Source organism: Peribacillus sp. P4_C12 (assembly GCF_056402095.1).
Genome location: NZ_JBFUIB010000001.1, coordinates 77,992 through 101,260 on the forward strand (window position 1 = coordinate 77,992; position 23,269 = coordinate 101,260).

Sequence of the window (23,269 nt, forward strand, 5' to 3'; positions counted from 1 at the left end):
TTATAAAAAGAATCTATTACTATTATGGAAAAAAAAGAAATTTTTAAACATAAGAACTGTATTTGTGAAATTTAACTTGCAATTCTGCTAGATTCGTCTATAATTTTTCTAGCTAATGACAATAACGAAAATGGGAAACCTATTAGGTGACTTACTATATGAATTGGAAAAGGAGCGTTAATAAATGAGCATTTGGTTTACTGAAAAACAAACAGAGAATTTTGGTATTACGATGAAAGTGAATCGTACTTTACATACGGAGCAAACTGAGTTTCAAAAGCTAGATATGATTGAAACAGAAGAGTGGGGCAATATGCTATTGCTAGATGACATGGTAATGACTTCACAACGCGATGAATTCGTTTACCACGAAATGGTAGCCCATGTTCCTTTATTTACTCATCCTAATCCAGAGAACGTTTTGGTTGTAGGCGGAGGAGACGGTGGAGTAATCCGTGAAATCCTAAAACACCCAAGCGTAAAAAAAGCTACTTTGGTTGATATCGATGGGAAAGTTATCGAATACTCAAAGAAGTTTTTACCTGAAATTGCAGGCATGCTTGAAGATCCACGTGTAGACGTACAAGTAGGCGATGGCTTCATGCACATTGCCAAAAGTGAAAATGAATATGACGTGATCATGGTTGACTCAACTGAACCAGTTGGACCCGCTGTCAACTTATTCACTAAAGGTTTTTATGCTGGGATTTCCAAAGCGTTGAAAGAAGATGGGATTTTTGTGGCACAATCCGATAATCCTTGGTTTAAAGCAGACCTAATTCGTGATGTACAACGTGATGTGAAAGAAATATTCCCAATCACTAGTCTTTATTTAGCGAATATCCCGACATATCCAAGCGGCCTTTGGGCGTTTACGATCGGATCAAAAAAATATAATCCACTAGAAGTGACAGAAGACCGTTTCCATGAAATCGAAACGAAATATTATACAAAAGAACTTCATAAAGCAGCTTTCGTTCTGCCTAAATTCGTTCAAGATTTAGTGAAATAAGGGAGGCGTGGACTATGAAATTCGATGAAGCCTATTCAGGCAATGTATTCATTAAAAGTCATCCGGATTTTGAGGAATCTGAAGCAGTGCTTTACGGTATGCCTATGGACTGGACAGTAAGTTTCCGTCCAGGTTCCCGCTTTGGTCCTACTCGAATTCGTGAAGTTTCTATCGGTTTGGAAGAATACAGCCCGTATTTAGATCGTGAATTAGAAGAAGTGAAATTCTATGATGCTGGGGATATTCCATTGCCATTTGGGAATCCACAACGCAGTATCGATATGATTGAAAAATTTGTTGACGGCGTACTTGATGCAGGTAAATTCCCATTGGGTATGGGCGGGGAGCACCTCGTCACTTGGCCTGTTATTAAGGCTATGTATAAGAAATATCCAGACATGGCTATTATCCATATGGATGCCCATACAGATTTACGCGAGGACTATGAGGGTGAGCCGCTTTCACATGCGTCCATCATCCGCAAATCAGCAGAGCTTATCGGTCCGAAAAATGTTTACTCTTTCGGAATTCGTTCTGGCTTAAAAGAGGAATTTCAATGGGCAAAAGAAAACGGCATGCATATCTCGAAATTTGAAGTTCTTGAGCCACTGAAAGAAGTATTGCCTCAGCTAGCAGGTCGTCCGGTATATGTAACGATTGACATCGATGTTCTTGACCCTGCGCATGCACCGGGAACAGGCACTGTTGATTGTGGAGGCATTACATCTAAAGAGCTTTTAGCCTCGATTCATGAGATAGCGCGTTCTGAAATTAATGTAGTAGGTTGCGATTTAGTTGAAGTGGCACCGATCTATGATCCATCCGAGCAAACAGCGAACACAGCAAGCAAGCTGATTCGCGAAATGCTCCTGGGTTGGGTTCAAAAAGGTTAATGGATGGAAGACTGTTCCTGTTTTTAAGCAGGAATGGTCTTTTTTGTATACGGAGAACAAGAAGACGTGTAGATTTTCTGTATCTGAAAGATACTTTTTTAAAAATTCCACCACACGAAGCAATTATTGCGTTAAAATCAAATGAATTGGCATCACATGTTTTTCAGCAGACTAATCCGCCCAATTTAGATTCAAACTTTATTTTCCGCTCCAAGTTGAAACTTCCCTGAAGAATATTTATACTTATAAAGTTAAGAACGACATGATGAAGGAAGTGTAGCCTTGTCTCTTCATGATATAGATAAACATAATATTAAAGTTACTTTACAGACAAAAATCAAGCATGGCTCGGAAACGGAAACGTATGAGTTGGTTACATTTGGTACAAAAATGTATAAAGGTTCCGATTTGTATTTGCAATATACAGAAGAAAATGAAGCTGGTAAAACGCAGACAACAATCAAGCACAAAACGAATGATACGATTCTGCTTAGAAACGGTGCCATTAAAATGAGGCAGCTTTTCCGCTTGCAGGAAGCGACAAATGGACATTATGAAAGTATATATGGCAGGCTCGGGTTACTGACGACCACGAAGAAAATTCATCATCAATGGGATGAGCAAAAAAAGGAAGGGAAGCTGGTCCTTCACTATACGTTACATATGCAGGGAAGCGAACCCGGGCAATATGAAATGACGATTTCCTACAAGGAGGAAGCATAGAACATGAACATAGTAAAAGAGGTACAGGAAAAACTGAAACAAGAAATTAACGCTGCAGTTATTAAGGCTGGTTTAGCAACGGAAGAGCAAGTTCCAAACGTAGTATTGGAACTGCCGAGAGATAAAACACACGGAGATTATTCCACAAATATGGCGATGCAATTAACAAAGATTGCAAAAAAAGCGCCGAGAATGATAGCTGAAGCAATCATTGAAAACTTTGACAACTCAAAAGCATCAATCGAAAAAATCGAAATTGCAGGACCAGGGTTCATTAACTTCTACATGAATAATTCGTATTTGACAGAACTAATTCCGGTCATTTTGAAAGCGAACGAAGCATATGGAGAAAGTGACTTTGGAAAAGGTGAAAAAATCCAGGTTGAATTTGTTTCTGCGAATCCGACTGGTGATCTTCATCTTGGCCATGCTCGTGGTGCTGCAGTAGGTGATACTTTGTGTAATGTATTGTCTAAAGCAGGTTATGATGTTTCACGTGAATACTACATCAATGATGCAGGAAACCAGATAAATAATTTGGCTATTTCCATAGAAGCACGCTATTTCCAAGCGCTAGGCCTCGAAAAAGATATGCCAGAGGGTGGCTATCATGGCGAAGATATTATTGGCATCGGTAAAACACTTGCACGTGAATATGGCGATAAATATGTAAACGTTGATGAAAAAGAACGTTTTGACTTTTTCCGTGAGTATGGCTTGAAATATGAAATGCAAAAACTGAAAACAGACTTGGAAAACTTCCGTGTCGGTTTTGATGTATGGTACTCTGAAACTTCTCTTTATCAAGACGGTAAAATTGACGAAGCGCTTGAAGTGTTGAAGGGAAGAGGTCATATTTATGAGGAAGATGGTGCGACATGGTTCCGTTCTACAGAACTTGGCGACGATAAAGACCGCGTTCTTATTAAGCAGGATGGGTCTTACACATACTTGACACCGGATATTGCATACCACCGCAATAAATTGGAGCGCGGCTTTGAAACGTTGATTAATATTTGGGGTGCGGACCATCATGGTTATATCCCGCGTATGAAAGCAGCAATCGAAGCGTTAGGTTATAAACGCGAGCAGCTTGAAGTAGAAATCATTCAGCTTGTCCATCTATACAAAGATGGCGAGAAAATGAAAATGAGTAAGCGTACTGGTAAAGCAGTGACGATGCGTGATCTTATTGAAGAAGTGGGTCTGGATGCAACACGTTATTTCTTTGCGATGAGAAGTGCGGACACACATATGGACTTTGATCTGGATCTTGCAGTGTCACAATCCAATGATAACCCAGTTTATTATGCACAGTATGCCCATGCCCGCATTTCAAGTATTTTACGCCAAGGTGTGGAACAAGGAATCAGCTATGAAGGTACCACTGATTTCTCTGCTCTTTCTACTGAAAAGGAAGTAGAATTATTGAAGAAATTGGGAGAGTTCCCTCAGGCAATTGCAGAAGCTGCCGAAAAAAGGATGCCTCACCGCATGACAAATTATATTTTCGACCTGGCTTCTACATTCCACAGCTTCTACAATGCAGATAAAGTATTGGATGTTGAGAAGATGGATAGAAGTAAGGCCCGTCTGGGTCTTGTCAAATCAGTTCAAATTACGTTGAAAAATGCATTAGCACTGATTGGTGTTTCAGCTCCGGAAAAAATGTAATAAAAAAAGCGACTGTTTCTTGTGAAACAGTCGCTTTTTATTGTATTGATTAACACTCTACAGCACCGCCGCTAATTCTTTTCACACCACGTACCTTAGCGACATCTTCAATAAGTTTCAACATTGCYCGGTCCTTCATTTTAGCTTCAATCATGAAATCGACGTCTTGTCTGAGATCCCTTAGTACTTTCAAAAGGGGCATAATGAATTCAAAATCGATATAATCTGCATGCGAGCGAAATGCACCTGCCGACTTTGGAGAAGAAATATGAACCTTAGGAACCGTCCCAGTCTGATTCCAGGTGGAGAAAATTTGGATGAGCAGCTCGTTAAGCGGCTCATCGGATAGATTCGCTAGATGGTGGTGGTAATCAAAGACAAGCGGAATGTTTTCCTTTTTACACACGATCAAGGTTTCTGATGCTGTATATGTTTTATCGTCATTCTCCAAGGTCATCCTTGCTTTCACATGCTTGGGGAGCGACTTAAGGTTGTCATGAACCCGTATTATGGCTGATTCTTTATCACCATAAGCTCCACCGACATGGATATTGATAAAAGAGGAGTCGGCAATCCCCATCGCATCAAGCATCTTATAGTGAAACTCCATGTCTTTTACGGCATTTTGTGTAATCTCGGGTTTAGGGCTTGTAAACAACGTAAACTGATTAGGGTGAAAGCTAACCCGCATTTTATGTGCAGATATCCAATCGCCGATCTGTTTCCATTCTTGTTTAAAAGGAGTGACAAAATCCCATTCTACCTCGGGGTGCGTGGCTAAAGGAACAATTGAACTGGACATCCGGTAGATTTCTATTTGGTGGGCTGTATTATATTGAAGGACCCTTAATGTACTTTCAATGTTCTGTTTTGTCACACTAAGAAGCTTTTGCATCCCTTCCTCTTGTCCAAGTGCGCTGTACCGCTTAAAGGTAAGCGTCTTAGCGGGGGAAGCTTCCCAAAGACAGGTGGCATTAGATACATATCCAAATCTAATTTTCATTTAATTCTCTCCCTAAAAACGCGATGTTAAAGAAAAGGAGAAAGGATGGAAGCCAGTGATTCTTTTGCTGTACGGACTACATTAATGGAGGATAGTGAATCCCTGCTTAATGGCTTAGATTCAGCTATGTCTACCGCCAATTCCTTTTTTACATCTTCTATAAATGCTCGGTCAAATATCAAACAATTGATTTCACTATTTAAAAATAGACTTCGTTTATCAAAATTAGCAGTACCAACATCACAAATTATATCATCAATCAATATCACTTTAGAATGGTAGAACCCTCTTTGAAATTGCAGAATAGCAGCACCTTCCTTTAATAAAACCCGGAAATAGGGGAAGGATGCCTCTTTGACAAGGGCGTGATCCGACATTTCAGGAACAATGACCGTCACAGAAACCTTGCGTGCAAGGGCTGACCTTAATTCCTGAAACAGTGTTTGACTGGGGATGAAGTATGGGGTTCCGATTATGATTTTTTTCTCAGCTTGCTGAATTAAGCGTGTTAAAGTCTGCTCAAGATGGCTTCCGTTCGTGACAATAACCTGATGAGCCTGAGTACCAGGAACCAAGGTAGGAAAATATGCAGGTGTTCCCCGGTAATCTTCGTTTGTATCGTGAACCCAGTCAGAAAGGAAGACTTCCTGCAAATCCTTAACTCCTTCCCCAGTTATTTTTACATGGTAATCTCTCCAAGGATTTAACTTTTCCCCTTGGTTAATATACTCCCTGCCGATATTAAATCCGCCAAGATAGCCGATCCGACCGTCTATTACGGTTATTTTGCGGTGATTTCTTTTTTGTATCGAATAAAAAAGGAAGGGGAGCTTGGGTTTAAAGCTAAATGAAAAATGAACGCCGCTTTTCTTTAATTCCTGAATGCTCTCCCGGGAAATGTTTTTACTGCCAATCCTGTCGACTAACAGCCTTACTTCTACACCCGCTTCAGCTTTAGTTTGAAGTAACTTTAAAAACTCCTTACTAAATTTATCATTTTTTACTATATAAAAAAGAATATGGATAGAATCCTGAGCTAGCTTGATTTCTTTCATGAAATCATCAAACAGTATTTTCCCTGATGTGAATACAGTCATGTCACTTTTCCGAGGCGGATATTTAATGTTCGTTACCTGCTTCATATTACGCTTATGCCCTAACTTAAAATCGACCCAACACCAAGTGAAGATCAATAAAAAAATAGAGGCAAGCGTAGTGATTATCTTCAACAAAACAAAATCCCCCCTAATTGATTTAATTTAGTTTGGCTCAAGTTACTTGTTCATAACCATCAAAAAAAGAGTGAAGATAAACTACATTTTTTTTCTAAAATAGAAGGTAAATTTACAGAATTGTCGAACTATACAATAAGATGTTGAAAAACAAACCATATTATTTAGAAAGAAAAAGTTGACTGAATGCTCATTCATTATATAATGGAATTAATCAAATTTCAGAAAAATGCCATATTTTCAAATTTATTAAAATGAGCAACTAGGCATTTTACTTGAATAAAAATTTTTTAGAGGGGGAAAGAGTGCATGGAAATGAATGGCCTGCTGTGGATTAACTTAACTGCATTTTTACTTGTAACCGCTTACGCCGCTGGATTATTTGTCTATTTGATAAGGACTCGAATAGCTTATATAAAACTTGGTAAAAAAGTGGAATTCGATAACCGTGTGAAAGATCGTCTCGTGAAAATAGGGGTTTATGTATTTGGACAGAAGAAGCTCTTTAAAGATAAAAAGAGCGGAATCATCCATGCCATGTTATTTTACGGTTTCATCTTAGTGCAATTTGGTGCACTGGACTTTTTTATAAAAGGCTTAAAGCCTGGGTGGCATCTACCGTTTGGCCCCGTGTACCCGGCCTTTACTTTCTTCCAAGAAATCGTGACGCTTACGGTTCTTGTCGCAATCCTTTGGGCAGCTTATCGTCGTTACGTAGAGAAACTTGTTCGTTTGAAAAGAGATTTTAAAGCAGGATTGGTTGTCATCTTCATAACAGGAATCATGATTACAGTGTTACTAGGTAATGGGATGGGAATGATCTGGCACGGACACGAAGCAACTTGGTCAGAGCCAGTTGCCTCTAGTATCGCCTATCTATTTGGCTGGATGGGACCAACAGCAGCGACTGTTGTGTTTTATGTAGCCTGGTGGATGCATTTGCTAATCATATTATCGTTCCTCGTTTATATCCCGCAGTCTAAGCATGCTCACTTAATTGCTGGACCAATAAATGTATTTCTTAACCGTCTGGATAATCCAGGAAAATTAAAGCCGGTAGATTTAGAGGAAGAGGTTTTAGACAAAGAAGGCAATCAATATTATGGTGCCAAATATATCGAGGACTTAACGCAATATCAAATGGTGGACCTCTATGCATGCGTAGAGTGCGGCCGTTGTACGAATATGTGCCCGGCAACTGGTACAGGGAAAATGCTGTCGCCGATGGATATTATCATCAAGATGCGCGACCATTTAACAAATACAGGTGCAGCTGTTACAACAAAGCAGCCATGGGTTCCATCCTTCGTTTTTGGCAATTCAAAGGGAAATAAGATAGCACTAGCCAGTGCCACGCAGGGAGCACAGGAATCAGCTGCAGCAACTGAAGCTTACAGCCCGAGCTTAATTGGAGAAGTCATTACTGAAGAAGAACTTTGGGCATGTACCACTTGCAGGAACTGTGAAGACCAATGTCCGGTAATGAATGAACATGTCGACAAAATTATCGATATGCGCCGATATCTAGTCTTGACTGAAGGTAGGTTGGATCCAGATGCTCAACGTGCGATGACAAACATTGAGAGACAAGGGAACCCTTGGGGATTGAATCGTAAAGAGAGAGAAGACTGGAGAGTCCTGCGTGATGATGTTAACATCCCGACAATTAAAGAATTGCAAAAAGCAGACGAGGAATTCGAATATTTATTCTGGGTAGGTTCAATGGGATCGTACGATAACCGAAGCCAGAAAATTGCCCTTTCCTTCGCTAAATTAATGAATGAAGCGGGCATCAAATTTGCAATCTTAGGAAATAAGGAGAAAAACTCAGGAGATACTCCTCGCCGATTAGGTAATGAGTTTGTTTTTCAAGAGCTTGCAATGAAAAATATAGAGGAATTCCAGAAAAATGAAATTAAAAAAATCGTGACAATTGATCCGCATGCCTACAATATTTTTAAGAATGAGTATCCGGATTTTGGTTTGGAAGCTGAGGTATATCACCATACTGAATTACTAGCCAAACTTGTCAGTGAAGGCAGATTGGTACCACAGTATCCGGTTAATGAAACGATTACATTCCATGATTCTTGTTATTTGGGAAGATACAATGATGTATACAGTCCGCCACGTGAAATTTTACAATCTATTGAAGGCGTCAAGCTTATTGAGATGGAACGTAACCGTGAAAAAGGCATGTGCTGTGGAGCTGGAGGCGGCTTGATGTGGATGGAAGAAGAAACCGGAAACCGTATAAATGTGGCACGTACTGAACAAGCACTCGCCGTTAACCCAACTGTTATCAGTTCCGGCTGTCCGTACTGTTTGACCATGTTATCTGATGGTACAAAAGCAAAAGAAGTTGAAGAAAATGTAAAAACGTATGATGTAGCCGAATTACTCGAAAAAGCGGTTATTGGTGAAAATAAGTCAATAGCATCTTAATTTTAAATTGAAATTGCCTGCTTCTTTTAAATGAATAAATTCAATTGAAGTAGGCAATTTTTAATTATTTTTGAACTAAATATTTTAATTTTTGTAAAAATTATGTAATATGATATTAAGCGCTTACAATAAATATTTTTTTGATCCTATATTGAGCGAGCGTTCAATCAATGTTACTTAAAGGAGGAAAAAATGATGACAAAAACAGTGATTGTTAGTGGTGTGAGAACACCTTTTGGTAAATTCGGCGGAGGCCTTAGCAGTTTGACAGCATCACAACTTGGAGGAATTGCAATCAAGGAGGCGGTTAAGCGGGCAGGGATTGAAAGCAGCCAGATAGACGAGGTCATTATGGGGAATGTGTTACAAGCAGGTCAAGGCCAAATACCTTCTCGCCAGGCAGCACGTCTTGCAGGATTACCTTGGGAAGTGAAAACCGAAACCATTAATAAAGTATGTGCATCAGGACTTCGTAGTGTGACATTGGCTGATCAGATTATTCGCTTGGGGGAGGAAGAAATCATTGTTGCCGGCGGGATGGAATCGATGAGCAATGCACCTTATATTCTTCCGAAAGCAAGATGGGGACTTAGGATGGGTGATGCCCCGCTTAAGGACACAATGATTTCTGATGGGCTTAGCTGTAGCTTTACCGGCGTACATATGGGTACATACGGCAATAGTACTGCTGAGGAACTTGAACTTACCCGTGAGGACCAAGATAGCTGGGCCTACGAAAGTCATCAAAAAGCGATAAAAGCAATTGATGGCGGTATCCTTGCTGAAGAAATTATTTCCGTACAGGTTCCGGTACGAAAAGGTGAACCAATTACAATTGAACATGATGAAGGGCCAAGAAAAGATACATCCTCTGAGAAACTCGCTAAATTAGGTCCGGCTTTTAATAACGAAGGGACTATAACTGCAGGAAATGCGCCAGGGGTCAATGATGGAGCAGGCGCACTCGTGTTAATGAGCGAAGATCGTGCGGAAAAAGAAGGGAAAACGCCTTTTGCCTATATTTTAGGTCATGCCGAAGTGGCTGTTGAAGCAAAGGATTTTCCTAAAACACCGGGCTTAGTCATAAATAAAATCTTAGAAAAGACAGGTAAATCGATAGAAGACATTGATTTATTTGAAGTAAACGAAGCATTTGCTGCGGTGGCACTGGCCAGTGGGAAAATTGCCAACATCGAGCCGGAAAAAGTCAATGTGAACGGTGGAGCCGTAGCATTAGGGCACCCAATCGGAGCCAGTGGAGCTCGAATCATCATTACGCTAATGCATGAATTGAAACGGCGTGGCGGTGGATTAGGTATTGCAGCAATTTGTAGTGGCGGCGGCCAAGGAGATGCCATATTAATCGAAGTACCAAAGCAGGGCTGATAGATTCATAGATAAATAAGGAGGGATATTCATGAGCATTCATAAAGTAATGGTCATTGGCGCGGGGCAGATRGGATCTGGTATTGCACAAGTTTGCGCAATGAGCGGTTATGAAGTTCTTTTACATGATTTAAAAGAAGAATATGTAGAAAAAGGCTTAGGCACAATTATCAAAAATCTTTCCCGTCAAGTTGAAAAAGGGAAAATGGCAGCTGAGGATAAAGAGGCAACCCTTTCACGATTGACTTCATCAACAGATTTAAAAAATGCTGCTGGGGTTGATTTGGTGATTGAAGCGGCGATTGAAAATATGGAAATTAAAACAAAGCTATTCGCCGAGTTGGATGAAATTACTCCGAAACACGTAATTCTTGCATCCAATACTTCTTCTCTACCGATTACCGAAATAGCCGCCGCCACAAGAAGACCGGAAAAGGTAATTGGCATGCATTTTATGAATCCCGTTCCGGTCATGAAGCTGGTTGAGATTATTCGAGGCCTTGCAACAACGGACGAAGTTTATAAAAAAGTTGAGAAAATGGCGGAATCTCTAAGCAAGGTACCGGTTGAAGTAAATGATTTCCCTGGCTTTGTCTCGAACCGGATTTTGATGCCGATGATTAATGAGGCCATTTATACACTGTACGAGGGTGTCGCTACTAAAGAGGCAATCGATGACGTGATGAAGCTAGGAATGAATCATCCGATGGGTCCGTTGACACTAGCTGACTTCATTGGGTTGGACACATGTTTATACATAATGGAAACCCTTCACCAAGGGCTAGGAGATGATAAATACCGTCCATGTCCTCTGTTAAGAAAATATGTAAAAGCAGGGTGGTTAGGTAAGAAGTCAGGACGTGGCTTTTACGAATATAACAAATCATAGAGAGTATGCAGCTAGGGAGGAATGAAGGAATGGATTTCAAGTTTACAGAAGAGCAGGAAATGATGCGGAAAATGGTACGCGATTTTGCGGTGAATGAGATTACCCCACATATCGAGTCAATGGAAAGAGGAGAGTTCCCCAAAACAATCCTACATAAAATGGGTGAGCTTGGGTTGATGGGAATCCCGATTCCAGAACAATATGGGGGAGCGGGTATGGACTTTATGTCTTATATTATCGCCATTAATGAAATTTCCAAAGTAAGCCCAACTCTCGGTGTCATATTGTCTGTTCATACTTCTGTTGGAACAAATCCAATCGTTTATTTTGGAACGGATGAGCAGAAGCAAAAATATGTGCCTAAGCTTGCCGCGGGAAAAATGTTAGGTGCTTTTTGTTTAACAGAACAAAGCTCAGGTTCCGATGCTGCTAGTTTGAAATCAAAAGCGGTCAAGGAAGGCGGTATGTATCGAATAAATGGATCCAAGGTATTTATCACTAACGGTGGCGAAGCAGATGTATATATTATTTTTGCCTCAACCAATCCTGAGAAGGGGAGCAAGGGAATCTCTGCCTTTATCGTAGAAAAAGGAACCCCGGGCTTAATCATTGGAAAAAATGAACGTAAAATGGGTCTTCATGGATCGAGCACCGTACAGGTAACCTTTGAAGATATGAAAATACCTGCAGCTAATATCCTTGGCAACGAAGGTGAGGGCTTTAAGATAGCGATGGCCAACTTGGATTCTGGAAGGATAGGCATTGCTTCTCAAGCACTTGGAATCGCTGAAGGTGCCTTGGAACATGCTGTCCAATATGCAAAAGACAGAGTGCAATTTGGTAAACCAATTGCAACCCAGCAGGGGATTGGTTTCAAGCTGGCTGAAATGGCAACGAACATAGAAGCTTCTAGACTACTGGTCTATCGAGCGGCGTATTTACGCTCCAAAGGATTGAATTGCGGCAAGGAGGCGTCCATGGCTAAGCTATTCGCTTCGAGGACGGCTGTTGAGGTGACAATAGAAGCCGTTCAAGTTTACGGCGGCTATGGATACACAACGGAATATCCAGTCGAGCGCTATTTCAGGGATGCAAAGGTAACCGAAATATATGAGGGTACCAGTGAAATACAGAGGATGGTCATCAGTAAAAATCTATAAAAAAGAAAAAAGTGGGGGACACAGTCATGCAATTTAAACTAACAGAAGAACATGAAATGATCAGAAAAATGGTACGCGACTTTGCCCAAAATGAAGTGGCTCCGTCAGCCGCTGAAAGGGATGAAGAAGAACGATTTGACCGTGAGATTTTTGATAAAATGGCTGAACTGGGATTGACAGGGATTCCATGGCCAGAAGAATATGGCGGCATTGGAAGCGATTACTTAGCTTATTGTATCGCGATTGAGGAACTTTCCCGTGTTTGCGCTTCTACGGGAGTAACTTTATCCGCCCATACCTCTCTTGCAGGATGGCCAATTTACAAATTTGGATCTGAAGAGCAAAAACAAAAATACCTTCGTCCGATGGCGCAGGGTGAAAAAATAGGTGCGTATGGTCTGACGGAGCCAAGCTCAGGCTCTGACGCTGGTGGTATGAGAACGACTGCAAAGCTTGTAGGTGATGAATATATTATTAATGGTTCAAAAATTTTCATCACGAATGGCGGGATTGCTGATACGTATGTAGTCTTTGCATTGACAGACCCTGAATCCAAACAAAAAGGAACAAGTGCCTTTATCATTGAAAAAGACTTCCCGGGCTTTAGTGTGGGTAAAAAAGAGAAAAAGCTGGGGATTCGTTCATCACCTACCACGGAAATTATTTTTGATGAGTGCCGTGTGCCTAAAGAAAATCTTCTTGGCAAAGAAGGAGAGGGCTTTAAAATTGCGATGATGACGCTTGATGGTGGCCGTAACGGAATTGCGGCCCAGGCAGTCGGCATTGCACAGGGTGCATTGGATGCAGCAGTTGACTATGCAAAAGAGCGTGTCCAATTTGGAAAACCAATTTCCGCACAGCAAGGCATCGGTTTTAAATTAGCGGATATGGCGACAGGAGTGGAGGCTTCAAGGCTATTAACCTATCAGGCAGCTTGGTTAGAGTCAGAAGGTCTTCCTTATGGAAAAGAGTCGGCAATGTCAAAACTATTTGCAGGGGATACAGCAATGAAAGTGACGACAGAGGCCGTGCAAGTTTTCGGTGGTTATGGATATACAAAAGATTATCCAGTTGAACGCTATATGCGTGATGCAAAAATCACCCAGATCTATGAAGGTACGCAGGAAATTCAAAAGCTGGTCATCTCAAGGATGATAACTAAATAGAATTGAAATCAGGTTTTCCGGTGAGGAATCGTTCTTCCCGGAATACCCTTTTCATTTTTCAAAAGACTGTCTTTTGAACATTAAATGATAGGCTTTCCAAAAGGGGTTAGAAAATGGAAAAAAGAGAAGTTCATGCGTCAGTAAAGGATGAGCGGTTGGTTGAAAAAAGACGTACACAAATGATAAAAGGTGCGGTGACCCTTTTTAAAGAAAAGGGATTTCATCGTACTACGACGAGGGAAATCGCTAAAGCCGCTGGTTTCAGTATAGGTACGTTATATGAGTATATCCGGACAAAGGAAGATGTTTTATATCTGGTCTGTGATTTTATTTACGATGAAGTTCAGGAAAAACTTCAGAAAGAAATTGAACAGAGTGATGGGACACTAGAAAGTCTGAAACTGACAATCGCTTATTTTTATCAAGTAATGGATGATATGCAGGACGAAGTTCTAGTTATGTATCAAGAAGTGAAAGCTCTGACGAAAGATGCATTACCATACGTGCTAAACAAAGAAATCCAGATGGTAGGTATGTTTGAAAAGGTCATAACAAAATGTGTCGAAAATGGGGAGCTTCTGTTAACGGAAAATCAAATAAGTCTTGTTTCTCATAACATTTTTGTTCAGGGACAGATGTGGAGTTTTAGAAGATGGGCTTTACACAAAAAGTATACGCTTCAAGAGTATGTTGAACTGCAGACACAATTATTGATTCAAAATGTATCGATTCAGAAAAGTACTTTGATATGAATTCGTTTCAATAAGGAGGAGCTAAATGAGTACAGTTGAGGTGTATAAACCAAAGAACCATATCCGATTCGTGACTGCTTCGAGTTTATTTGATGGACATGATGCATCTATTAACATCATGAGGAGAATTCTTCAGGCTAGCGGTGCGGAGGTTATTCACCTAGGCCATAATCGCTCGGTAGAGGAAATAGTTAACGCGGCGATCCAAGAGGATGTTCAAGGTATAGCGATGTCATCTTACCAAGGTGGGCATGTGGAATATTTTAAATACATGTATGATTTGTTGAAGGAAAAGGGAGCTCAGCACATTCGGATTTTTGCCGGCGGAGGAGGAGTCATTATCCCGCGGGAAATTAAAGAGCTTCATGAGTATGGAATTGCCCGTATTTTCTCTCCAGATGAGGGACGGGAGTATGGGCTTCAAGGCATGATTAATGTATTGATGGAGGAGTGCGACTTTTCAACCGTCAAACCATCCTTGCAGGAACGCTTTGATGAACTGATCGCAGGGGAAACAAGTGCCATTGCCCAATATATTACCTTCGCTGAAAATAGACTCGATGCTGTAAATGAATCTGCGGCTGCAGTGGAGAGCCTCCTTGAGCAAATCAAGACATCTGAAAAGCAGGTTCCGGTTCTTGGGATAACAGGGACGGGAGGAGCAGGGAAAAGTTCGCTGACTGATGAATTGATTCGTCGATTTATAAACGAAATTCCAGATAAGAAGGTGGCCATCCTTTCTGTCGACCCGACAAAGCAAAAAACAGGTGGTGCCTTGCTGGGTGACCGAATCCGAATGAATGCAATTTTTTCTGAGCGTGTTTACATGCGGAGCCTAGCCACTCGTCATTCAAAAAGTGAGTTGTCTTTAGCGATTAAAGATGCCATTTCGGTTGTGAAGGCAGCTGGCGTCGATTTAATTATCGTTGAAACGAGCGGGATCGGTCAGGGGGATGCGGAGATTGCTGAGATATGCGATGTGGCTATGTATGTGATGACGAGTGAGTTCGGTGCTCCTTCCCAGCTTGAAAAAATTGATATGATTGATTATGCCGATTTAATAGTGATAAACAAATATGAGCGTAAAGGTTCCGAGGATGCAAAAAACCAAGTTCAAAAACAATATCAACGTAGCCGTACGCTTTTTGATCAAGATCCTTCTGAAATGCCTGTCTATGGCACAATTGCTTCCCAATTCAATGATCCAGGAACGAATGCATTATTCGCTGCACTAATTGAAAAATTAAATGAAAAAGCAGGGACAGAATGGAGTACTACTTTTTCAAAAGAAGCGGAAGTATACAAACAAAATGTCATAATTCCAACCGACCGCCGCTATTATTTACGTGAAATCAGTGATACGGTCCGATCGTATCATAAACGGGCTGGTGAACAAGTCCGTTTTGCCCGCAGACTCTTTCAGCTCGAAGGAGCAATTGAAGCAGTTAAGGAAAATGAAAGTAATGAAGACATTATCACTTCTCTGGAAACACTGAAAAAAGAAACCGCCTCCAAATTATCTGCTGAATCAAAAAAGATCCTTTCTGGATGGATGGACTTAAAAGAAAAATATGCAGGGGAGCAGTTTGTAACAAAAATCCGGGATAAAGAAATCATCACAAAGCTGAAAACTAAAAGTTTATCAGGTCTAATGATTCCGAGAGTATCACTGCCTAAATATGTGGACTATGGAGAAATATTAAGTTGGGTCTTCCGTGAAAACGTACCTGGCTTCTTCCCTTATACAGCCGGAGTCTTTCCATTCAAGCGTGAGGGAGAAGACCCTAAGCGGCAATTTGCTGGTGAAGGTTCACCTGATCGAACCAACCGACGTTTTCATTATTTGTCTAAGGACGATAATGCCAAACGACTCAGTACGGCTTTCGATTCTGTGACGTTATATGGGGAAGATCCTGATTACCGGCCGGATATTTATGGAAAGGTAGGTGAAAGCGGCGTCAGTATCTGTACGTTGGATGACATGAAAAAATTGTATGCTGGCTTCGACCTATGCCACCCATCGACATCTGTATCCATGACTATCAATGGTCCTGCGCCAATTATTTTGGCTATGTATATGAATACAGCGATTGATCAACAGGTTCAACTGAAAGAAAAAGAGTTGGGCCGTTCCCTTACAGACGCCGAAACTGAACAAGTGCAGGCTTACACGCTTCAAACGGTACGCGGGACTGTTCAAGCTGATATTCTAAAAGAAGACCAAGGGCAGAATACATGCATCTTTTCCACAGAATTTGCCCTAAGGCTAATGGGGGACATCCAAGCGTATTTTATTGATAATAAAGTCAGAAATTATTATTCGGTATCCATTTCTGGGTATCATATCGCTGAAGCAGGCGCCAATCCTATTTCACAATTGGCTTTTACTTTAGCAAACGGATTTACTTATATAGAGTATTACTTAAGCCGCGGAATGAATATTGATGACTTTGCGCCGAATTTGTCTTTCTTCTTCTCGAATGGGCTAGACCCGGAATATACGGTTATCGGAAGGGTTGCAAGACGGATCTGGGCGACAGTCATGCGTGATAAATATGGAGCGAATGACCGTAGTCAGAAGTTGAAATATCATATCCAGACGTCGGGGCGCTCTCTCCATGCGCAGGAAATTGATTTTAACGATATCCGAACGACACTTCAGGCATTAATGGCCCTGCAAGACAACTGCAACTCCCTGCATACGAATGCATACGATGAGGCTATCACTACACCTACGGAAGAGTCTGTACGTCGTGCAATGGCTATTCAAATGATCATTACAAAGGAGCACGGGCTATCAAAAAATGAAAACCCGATGCAGGGTGCTTTTGTAGTAGAAGAGTTGACAGATCTGGTTGAGGAAGCGGTACTACAAGAGTTTGATCGCATCAATGATCGGGGCGGTGTATTGGGTGCTATGGAGACACAATATCAACGCGGGAAAATCCAGGATGAATCCATGCATTACGAAATGAAAAAGCATACGGGAGAATTGCCGATTATTGGGGTTAATACGTACTTGAATCCTAACCCTCCTTCAGAAGAAGCTGTGAACAGCATGGAGATTGCCCGTGCCACGAAAGAAGAAAAGGAAGGGCAGATCATTAACTTACAGGCATTTCAGGAAAAAAATAAAGCGTTCATAGAAGAAGCCCTAACTAATTTAAAAGCAGCGGCGATGAACGGGGAAAATATTTTTGCTGAACTCATGAATTGTGTGAGAGTGGCTAGCTTGGGCCAGATTACACGTGCATTATATGATGTCGGCGGACAATATCGAAGAAATATGTAAAGTTAAGGGGTACTCCGAAATTGAGGAGGCCCCTTTTTTAAAAAAATTCCGAGTTTTTTTCGCAAAATGTAAATTTTCCCTTATAATTATTTGGTAAAGGGGCAAAAATGATGAATCAGCCCTATTGGAGTTGAAAAAATGAACCTGAAGATGATTGGACTAATCATAGGTTATATTTTTGCTATCATTATTTTATTTGAGTTGTATGAGCATCAATTAGGCGCCGTTTCCTTTTTTATTCTATCTGTAGTATTTTTTACTGCAGCTTATCGTCAGAAATCATTGAAGAGTAAATAAAATCTGTTTAAAGATTTCTGTTTACATAAACGTAAGGGTAAATCTGTGAAAGTATCAGATAGAACTAGCATAAACCCAATTAGATTGTTTATAATGGAGTATATGTCTAGCAGGAATTGTCGTTATTTTATCGAAATACTGTTTTAGATTATTTTTTTATGTGAAAAAACACAGAATTTAGTGTTTGAATAGAGAAGGGAAGTGCGGAATTTGAGTTTAAAACAATACTCAAAAGAGCAGTTATTGGAAATGTCCTTAATAGAGATGGCATATGATTTGTTAGTGGAAAGAAATGAACCAATTCCATTTAAAGATTTAATAAGTGAGTTAGCTACGCTTCATCATTTATCTAAAGCAGAAGTGGCAAAAAGAATTGCTCAATTCTATACAGATTTGAATGTAGATGGCCGATTTACTTCACTTGGAGACAACCGCTGGGGATTGAAAACATGGTACCCAGTTGACCAAATTGAAGAAGAAGTTGTACATGTTGTAAAACCGAAGAAGAAAAAGAAAGCTAAAAAAGCCGCTGTGATTGTCGACGATTTCGATGAGCTTGAAGATGAAGATCTTGATTTTGAAGAAGATATCGATGATTTAGACGAAGATGAGGATGACGACGACGATGATCTTTTAGATGCTCCAGTAATCGACGAGGAACTTTTAGAAGATGACGTAGACGATGATGACGATCTAGAAGAAGAAATAATTGAAGACGAAGCATTTGTCCTAGAAGACGATGAGGACGAAGATGAAGACGAAGAAGAGCTTGAAGAAGATCATGAGAAATAAATAATCGCCCTTGACTTTTTAAGGCGAAATTTGTAGAATCATTTTTGGGCTCCTTAAAAAAGGACACAATGATTAAATTATATCGCTCCCTTACTTTTATTGTAAGCGGAGCGTTTTTGTTTTTAATGATGGAATGAATAAATGACATCATTTTTTTATTTTTTTAAAATGATTTCTCTTATAAGGGTAAAACTATAGAGAACATAATTAAATGTTACTGTCATTTAAGGAAATTTATTCTTATTCGTGTATCCGGCATGACTCTCACTAAAGACCTTTAAGTAATTATTGGTTTGTACTGCTTTGCGGTCTTAAACGAAAAGGACAAGAAGTTAAAACCTGCCTTGTGCTTTTAAACCGCCAGTGTGGCGGCAGAAATTTAATTTATATCATAAAGATGCGGGTTCTGTTTTAAATGTATTTGAAAAAGTAAGAGAACAGCATTGGATGAAAACATTCTATAGGAGGATATGAGATGACAAAATATATTTTTGTAACAGGTGGAGTAGTTTCTTCCTTAGGAAAAGGGATAACAGCTGCTTCTTTAGGTAGACTTTTAAAAAATAGAGGCTTGAATGTAACGATTCAAAAATTTGACCCTTATATTAACTTAGATCCAGGGACAATGAGTCCTTATCAACATGGTGAAGTGTTTGTAACGGATGATGGTGCTGAAACGGATTTGGACCTTGGTCATTACGAGCGTTTTATTGACATTAACCTTGGTAAACACAGCAATGTGACAACAGGTAAAATTTATTCAACCGTCCTAAGAAAAGAGCGCCGTGGCGACTACTTAGGTGGAACAGTTCAAGTTATTCCCCATATCACAAATGAAATTAAAGAACGGGTATTCCGTTCAGGTAATGAAACTAATGCGGATATAGTCATCACTGAAATCGGTGGTACGGTCGGGGATATTGAGTCTCTTCCATTCCTTGAAGCGATTCGTCAAATTAAAAGTGATATCGGAATCAATAATGTTATGTATATCCACTGTACACTTGTTCCTTACATCAAAGCTGCTGGTGAAATGAAAACAAAACCGACACAGCATAGTGTAAAAGAGTTGCGTAGTCTTGGAATTCAGCCGAATATCATCGTTGCACGTACAGAAAGCCCAATTTCACAAGATATGAAGGATAAAATTGCGTTATTCTGCGATATCGATAAAAATTCAGTTATCGAATGTCTAGATGCAGATACACTTTACTCTATCCCTCTTGCGCTTCAAGCACAAAACATGGACCAAATCGTTTGTGATCACTTGAAATTGGACTGTGGCGAAGCGGATATGGAAGATTGGAAAGAACTTGTCAAAAAGGTTACTTCTTTATCAAAGAAAACGAAAATCGCTCTTGTCGGAAAATATGTTGAATTACAAGATGCTTACCTTTCTGTAGTGGAAGCACTTAAGCATGCAGGTTACGCATTTGATGCCGATGTTGAAATCGACTGGATAAATTCTGAAGATGTTACAAAAGAAAATGTGGCTGAACTTCTTAAAGATGCAGATGGAATCCTTGTTCCTGGTGGATTTGGAGATCGTGGAATCGAAGGGAAAATTGCAGCTACCGAATTTGCTCGCACGACAAAAACACCATTCTTCGGAATCTGTTTAGGCATGCAGTTGGCATCCATTGAATATGCACGCAACGTTCTAGGATTGCCAGAAGCGCACTCAGCTGAAATTAACGAGGAAACTCCAGACCCAATTATTGACCTTCTTCCTGAGCAAAAGGATGTAGAAGATTTGGGTGGTACACTGCGTCTTGGTCTATACCCTTGTAAGCTTATCGAAGGAACTAAAGCATACGAAGCGTATAATGATGAGGTTGTTTATGAACGTCACCGTCACCGTTATGAATTCAACAACCATTACCGTCCAGCTATGGAAGAGGCAGGATTTGTCTTTTCTGGTACAAGCCCAGATGGTCGCCTAGTTGAAATCATTGAATTAAAAGATCATCCTTGGTTCGTGGCTTCACAATTCCATCCGGAATTCACGTCACGTCCTAACCGTCCACAGCCACTATTCCGTGACTTCGTTGGCATGTCTTTAAAAAATAATAAAAAACAATAATAAAACAAAAAACAGCCCATGTGGCTGTTTTTTTTATTGAAGAATTAATCTTCATTTTTATATTCTTGAATAATTTCTACAAGGGTGAATTTAATTCCATAATAAGCAAAAAGAGCCGCAATGAGGGTTGGATACCCATATCGATTTCCTGTTTCATCGGGGATTAAGCCTCGTTGAATTCGTAAATCGATATGTACATCAGCAAGCTCCAAAAGCGATTCTTCTTCTGATGGAACAGCTGTTGAAACCGCTACAAATGGTATATCCTGCTTCTGAAGCTGTTTAGCCAGATTTACGGCTTCTAAATCGTTTGAATGGCGGCTGAATAAAAGAAACCGATCTTCTCGGGAAATAGCCGCGCCATCTTCGTATCTTTTTGCTTTAGGAAAGGGTTCCTCCCCTTCCAACGCTTCAGCTGCCACTCCTTGCATTTCACCGAAGCCGTGTACAAAAACAGATCCGTCTCCGACCGCAGCCTGAGCTAACAAGCGTCCGGCATCCTCCATTTCGAAGGCTTCCTTTTCTATCATTTTTTTAAATAAACCGCTTATCTGCGTCGAAAAAATTTTTAACATGCTTAGAAACTCCTTTAAAAATAGTACCCCTATTATAAAGGACTTTCCCCTGCATTGACAGGTTTCGGGGCTTAAGGCTGAAAAGGCGAATTTACATAATCGATTGAAAAAACAAAAAAATATAAATCCTTTTAGCCATATGGCAGGAATTTTGTTACAATTATCGAATATGAACATAGAAATCAGTGATAAAATAGAAGCATTGACATCTATGTAATTTGACGGCAATCTAACGAACTACCTTTTGGCAGGTAATTTAGTCAGGCAGATACATTTTTTATAATAATAAATTGGGAAGAGGTGAGGTGAAAAAATGTCAGGGAAAATATTAATTGTTGATGATCAATTTGGGATTCGTATTTTATTGAACGAGGTTTTACATAAAGAAGGGTATGATACATTTCAAGCAGCGAATGGCATTCAAGCCTTAGAAGTGCTAAATAATCATTCACCTGATCTTGTATTACTGGATATGAAGATTCCAGGAATGGATGGAATTGAGATTTTGAAGCGGATGAAGGTAGTTGATCCAGACATTCGGGTCATTATTATGACTGCTTATGGTGAACTTGATATGATTCAAGAAGCAAAAGACTTAGGAGCCATGACTCACTTTGCCAAGCCGTTTGACATTGATGATATTAGAAAAGCTGTGCGTGAATACTTGCCAATTCAATCAAGTTAACAGTCTTTATGATTAATATTATTATAAATTAAAGAATGCCACGGCTATCTTTTAAAAGATGAGCCGTGTTTTTTTGGAATAAATTTGAGACTTGATATAGTGAATTTGTTGCTGTTTTTTTCATGTATTGATATGCTAAAAGAGGAGAGATATTCCGATTTATAAGTGTATGTTCCAAAGGTTTTAGGGAATATCTAGATAGAATTAACTTTAAATAATAAACATTCACTAGTAGGAGGAAATCAAATGCCTTTAGTTTCTATGAAAGATATGCTGAATAAAGCTCTTGATGAAAAATATGCAGTAGGTCAATTTAATATTAATAATCTGGAATGGACACAAGCTATTCTAGCTGCTGCAGAAGAAGAAAAATCTCCAGTCATTCTTGGTGTTTCTGAAGGGGCTGCCCGTCATATGGGTGGTTTCAAAACGACAGTTATGATGGTTCAAGGTTTATTGGAAGACATGAAAATCACAGTACCTGTGGCAATTCATCTTGACCATGGTTCAAGCTTTGATAAATGTAAAGAAGCTATCGAGGCAGGATTTACGTCCGTAATGATCGATGCTTCACATCACCCAATTGAAGAAAATATTGAGACGACGAAGAAAGTTGTTGAATATGCTCACGCACGCAATGTTTCCGTTGAGGCAGAAGTGGGAACTGTTGGTGGACAAGAAGACGATATAATCGCTGATGGAGTCGTATATGCAGACCCTCAAGAGTGCGAACAGCTAGTTAAAGAAACGAATGTTGACTGCTTTGCACCAGCATTGGGATCTGTTCATGGTCCATATAAAGGAGAACCTAACCTAGGATATAAAGAAATGGAAGAGGTACGGGATTTAACACACAAACCTCTAGTACTCCATGGCGGTACAGGTATTCCTACGAAAGATATCCAAAAAGCGATCTCTCTTGGAACATCAAAAATCAATGTGAATACTGAAAATCAGATTGTTTTCACAAAAGCTGTACGTGAGGTTCTAAATAGCAACTCAGAAGTTTACGATCCTCGTAAATTCTTGGTACCTGGCCGTGAAGCGATTAAAGAGACTGTCATCGGAAAGATAAGGGAATTTGGTTCAAACGGTAAAGCGTAATTCTATAGCCTTTAGGTTTTATCATTTTTAAATGATTCAGAATATCCATCAGGGGGGCACTCTTCCCCTTTGATGGTATCTATTTATACGTGCGGCCAAAAACCGC

19 protein-coding genes are annotated in these 23,269 nt (G+C 40.1%); 16 read left to right on the forward strand and 3 right to left on the reverse strand.

Annotation, left to right across the window (positions count from 1 at the left end; translation table 11 throughout):
• The first annotated feature begins 184 nt into the window (after positions 1-184).
• From speE to argS, 4 genes are all read left to right on the forward strand, one after another.
• Positions 185-1,012: a spermidine synthase gene (gene speE / locus AC1DUW_RS00420; protein ID WP_053348438.1), complete on the forward strand. Its 828-nt coding sequence runs from the start codon at positions 185-187 to the stop codon at positions 1,010-1,012.
• Between the two features lie 14 nt (positions 1,013-1,026).
• Positions 1,027-1,905, forward strand: a complete 879-nt coding sequence (speB, locus tag AC1DUW_RS00425) for an agmatinase (RefSeq protein ID WP_053348439.1) — start codon at positions 1,027-1,029, stop codon at positions 1,903-1,905.
• Between the two features lie 282 nt (positions 1,906-2,187).
• Positions 2,188-2,628: a YwiB family protein gene (locus AC1DUW_RS00430; protein WP_053348440.1), complete on the forward strand. Its 441-nt coding sequence runs from the start codon at positions 2,188-2,190 to the stop codon at positions 2,626-2,628.
• 3 nt (positions 2,629-2,631) lie between these two features.
• Positions 2,632-4,302 (forward strand): arginine--tRNA ligase, encoded by a 1,671-nt coding sequence (argS, locus tag AC1DUW_RS00435; RefSeq protein WP_477641784.1) that lies wholly within the window; start codon positions 2,632-2,634, stop codon positions 4,300-4,302.
• A gap of 49 nt (positions 4,303-4,351) precedes the next feature.
• On the opposite strand, the gene uvsE is transcribed toward argS, so the two are convergent.
• Positions 4,352-5,305, reverse strand: coding sequence for a UV DNA damage repair endonuclease UvsE (uvsE, locus tag AC1DUW_RS00440; protein ID WP_053348442.1), 954 nt, complete (start codon positions 5,303-5,305; stop codon positions 4,352-4,354).
• A 26-nt stretch (positions 5,306-5,331) separates the two neighbouring features.
• Positions 5,332-6,534 (reverse strand): cardiolipin synthase, encoded by a 1,203-nt coding sequence (gene cls, locus AC1DUW_RS00445; protein WP_053348855.1) that lies wholly within the window; start codon positions 6,532-6,534, stop codon positions 5,332-5,334.
• A gap of 318 nt (positions 6,535-6,852) precedes the next feature.
• On the opposite strand from cls, the gene AC1DUW_RS00450 reads away from it, so the two are divergent.
• The 10 genes from AC1DUW_RS00450 to AC1DUW_RS00495 all read left to right on the forward strand — a co-directional run bounded on the left by AC1DUW_RS00450 (position 6,853) and on the right by AC1DUW_RS00495 (position 20,799).
• The gene (locus AC1DUW_RS00450; RefSeq protein ID WP_477641824.1) at positions 6,853-8,982 is read left to right on the forward strand and encodes a (Fe-S)-binding protein; all 2,130 of its coding nucleotides are present in this window, start codon (positions 6,853-6,855) and stop codon (positions 8,980-8,982) included.
• A 195-nt stretch (positions 8,983-9,177) separates the two neighbouring features.
• Positions 9,178-10,368 carry an acetyl-CoA C-acetyltransferase gene (locus AC1DUW_RS00455; protein WP_377373472.1) on the forward strand — a complete coding sequence of 397 codons (1,191 nt, stop codon included), beginning with the start codon at positions 9,178-9,180 and terminating at the stop codon, positions 10,366-10,368.
• Between the two features lie 31 nt (positions 10,369-10,399).
• Positions 10,400-11,257 (forward strand): 3-hydroxybutyryl-CoA dehydrogenase, encoded by an 858-nt coding sequence (locus AC1DUW_RS00460; protein WP_477641785.1) that lies wholly within the window; start codon positions 10,400-10,402, stop codon positions 11,255-11,257.
• 29 nt (positions 11,258-11,286) lie between these two features.
• Complete coding sequence (locus AC1DUW_RS00465) at positions 11,287-12,417, forward strand: acyl-CoA dehydrogenase (protein ID WP_477641786.1); 1,131 nt, start codon at positions 11,287-11,289, stop codon at positions 12,415-12,417.
• A gap of 26 nt (positions 12,418-12,443) precedes the next feature.
• Positions 12,444-13,583 (forward strand): acyl-CoA dehydrogenase, encoded by a 1,140-nt coding sequence (locus tag AC1DUW_RS00470; protein ID WP_053348446.1) that lies wholly within the window; start codon positions 12,444-12,446, stop codon positions 13,581-13,583.
• 113 nt (positions 13,584-13,696) lie between these two features.
• Positions 13,697-14,335 (forward strand): TetR/AcrR family transcriptional regulator, encoded by a 639-nt coding sequence (locus tag AC1DUW_RS00475; protein ID WP_053348447.1) that lies wholly within the window; start codon positions 13,697-13,699, stop codon positions 14,333-14,335.
• 25 nt (positions 14,336-14,360) lie between these two features.
• Positions 14,361-17,627, forward strand: a complete 3,267-nt coding sequence (gene icmF, locus AC1DUW_RS00480) for a fused isobutyryl-CoA mutase/GTPase IcmF (RefSeq protein ID WP_477641787.1) — start codon at positions 14,361-14,363, stop codon at positions 17,625-17,627.
• A gap of 138 nt (positions 17,628-17,765) precedes the next feature.
• Positions 17,766-17,924, forward strand: coding sequence for a hypothetical protein (locus AC1DUW_RS00485; RefSeq protein ID WP_157443906.1), 159 nt, complete (start codon positions 17,766-17,768; stop codon positions 17,922-17,924).
• A 201-nt stretch (positions 17,925-18,125) separates the two neighbouring features.
• Positions 18,126-18,716 (forward strand): DNA-directed RNA polymerase subunit delta, encoded by a 591-nt coding sequence (rpoE, locus tag AC1DUW_RS00490; protein ID WP_477641788.1) that lies wholly within the window; start codon positions 18,126-18,128, stop codon positions 18,714-18,716.
• 475 nt (positions 18,717-19,191) lie between these two features.
• Positions 19,192-20,799, forward strand: coding sequence for a CTP synthase (locus tag AC1DUW_RS00495; RefSeq protein WP_053348450.1), 1,608 nt, complete (start codon positions 19,192-19,194; stop codon positions 20,797-20,799).
• A gap of 44 nt (positions 20,800-20,843) precedes the next feature.
• Here AC1DUW_RS00495 and AC1DUW_RS00500 read toward each other — a convergent pair whose 3' ends face one another.
• Positions 20,844-21,374 (reverse strand): DUF2529 domain-containing protein, encoded by a 531-nt coding sequence (locus AC1DUW_RS00500; RefSeq protein WP_053348451.1) that lies wholly within the window; start codon positions 21,372-21,374, stop codon positions 20,844-20,846.
• A gap of 313 nt (positions 21,375-21,687) precedes the next feature.
• On the opposite strand from AC1DUW_RS00500, the gene AC1DUW_RS00505 reads away from it, so the two are divergent.
• Entirely contained in the window at positions 21,688-22,059 is a 372-nt protein-coding gene (locus tag AC1DUW_RS00505; protein ID WP_053348452.1) for a response regulator, read from the forward strand.
• A 246-nt stretch (positions 22,060-22,305) separates the two neighbouring features.
• Positions 22,306-23,163, forward strand: coding sequence for a class II fructose-bisphosphate aldolase (locus AC1DUW_RS00510; RefSeq protein ID WP_053348453.1), 858 nt, complete (start codon positions 22,306-22,308; stop codon positions 23,161-23,163).
• Positions 23,164-23,269: the final 106 nt, after the last annotated feature.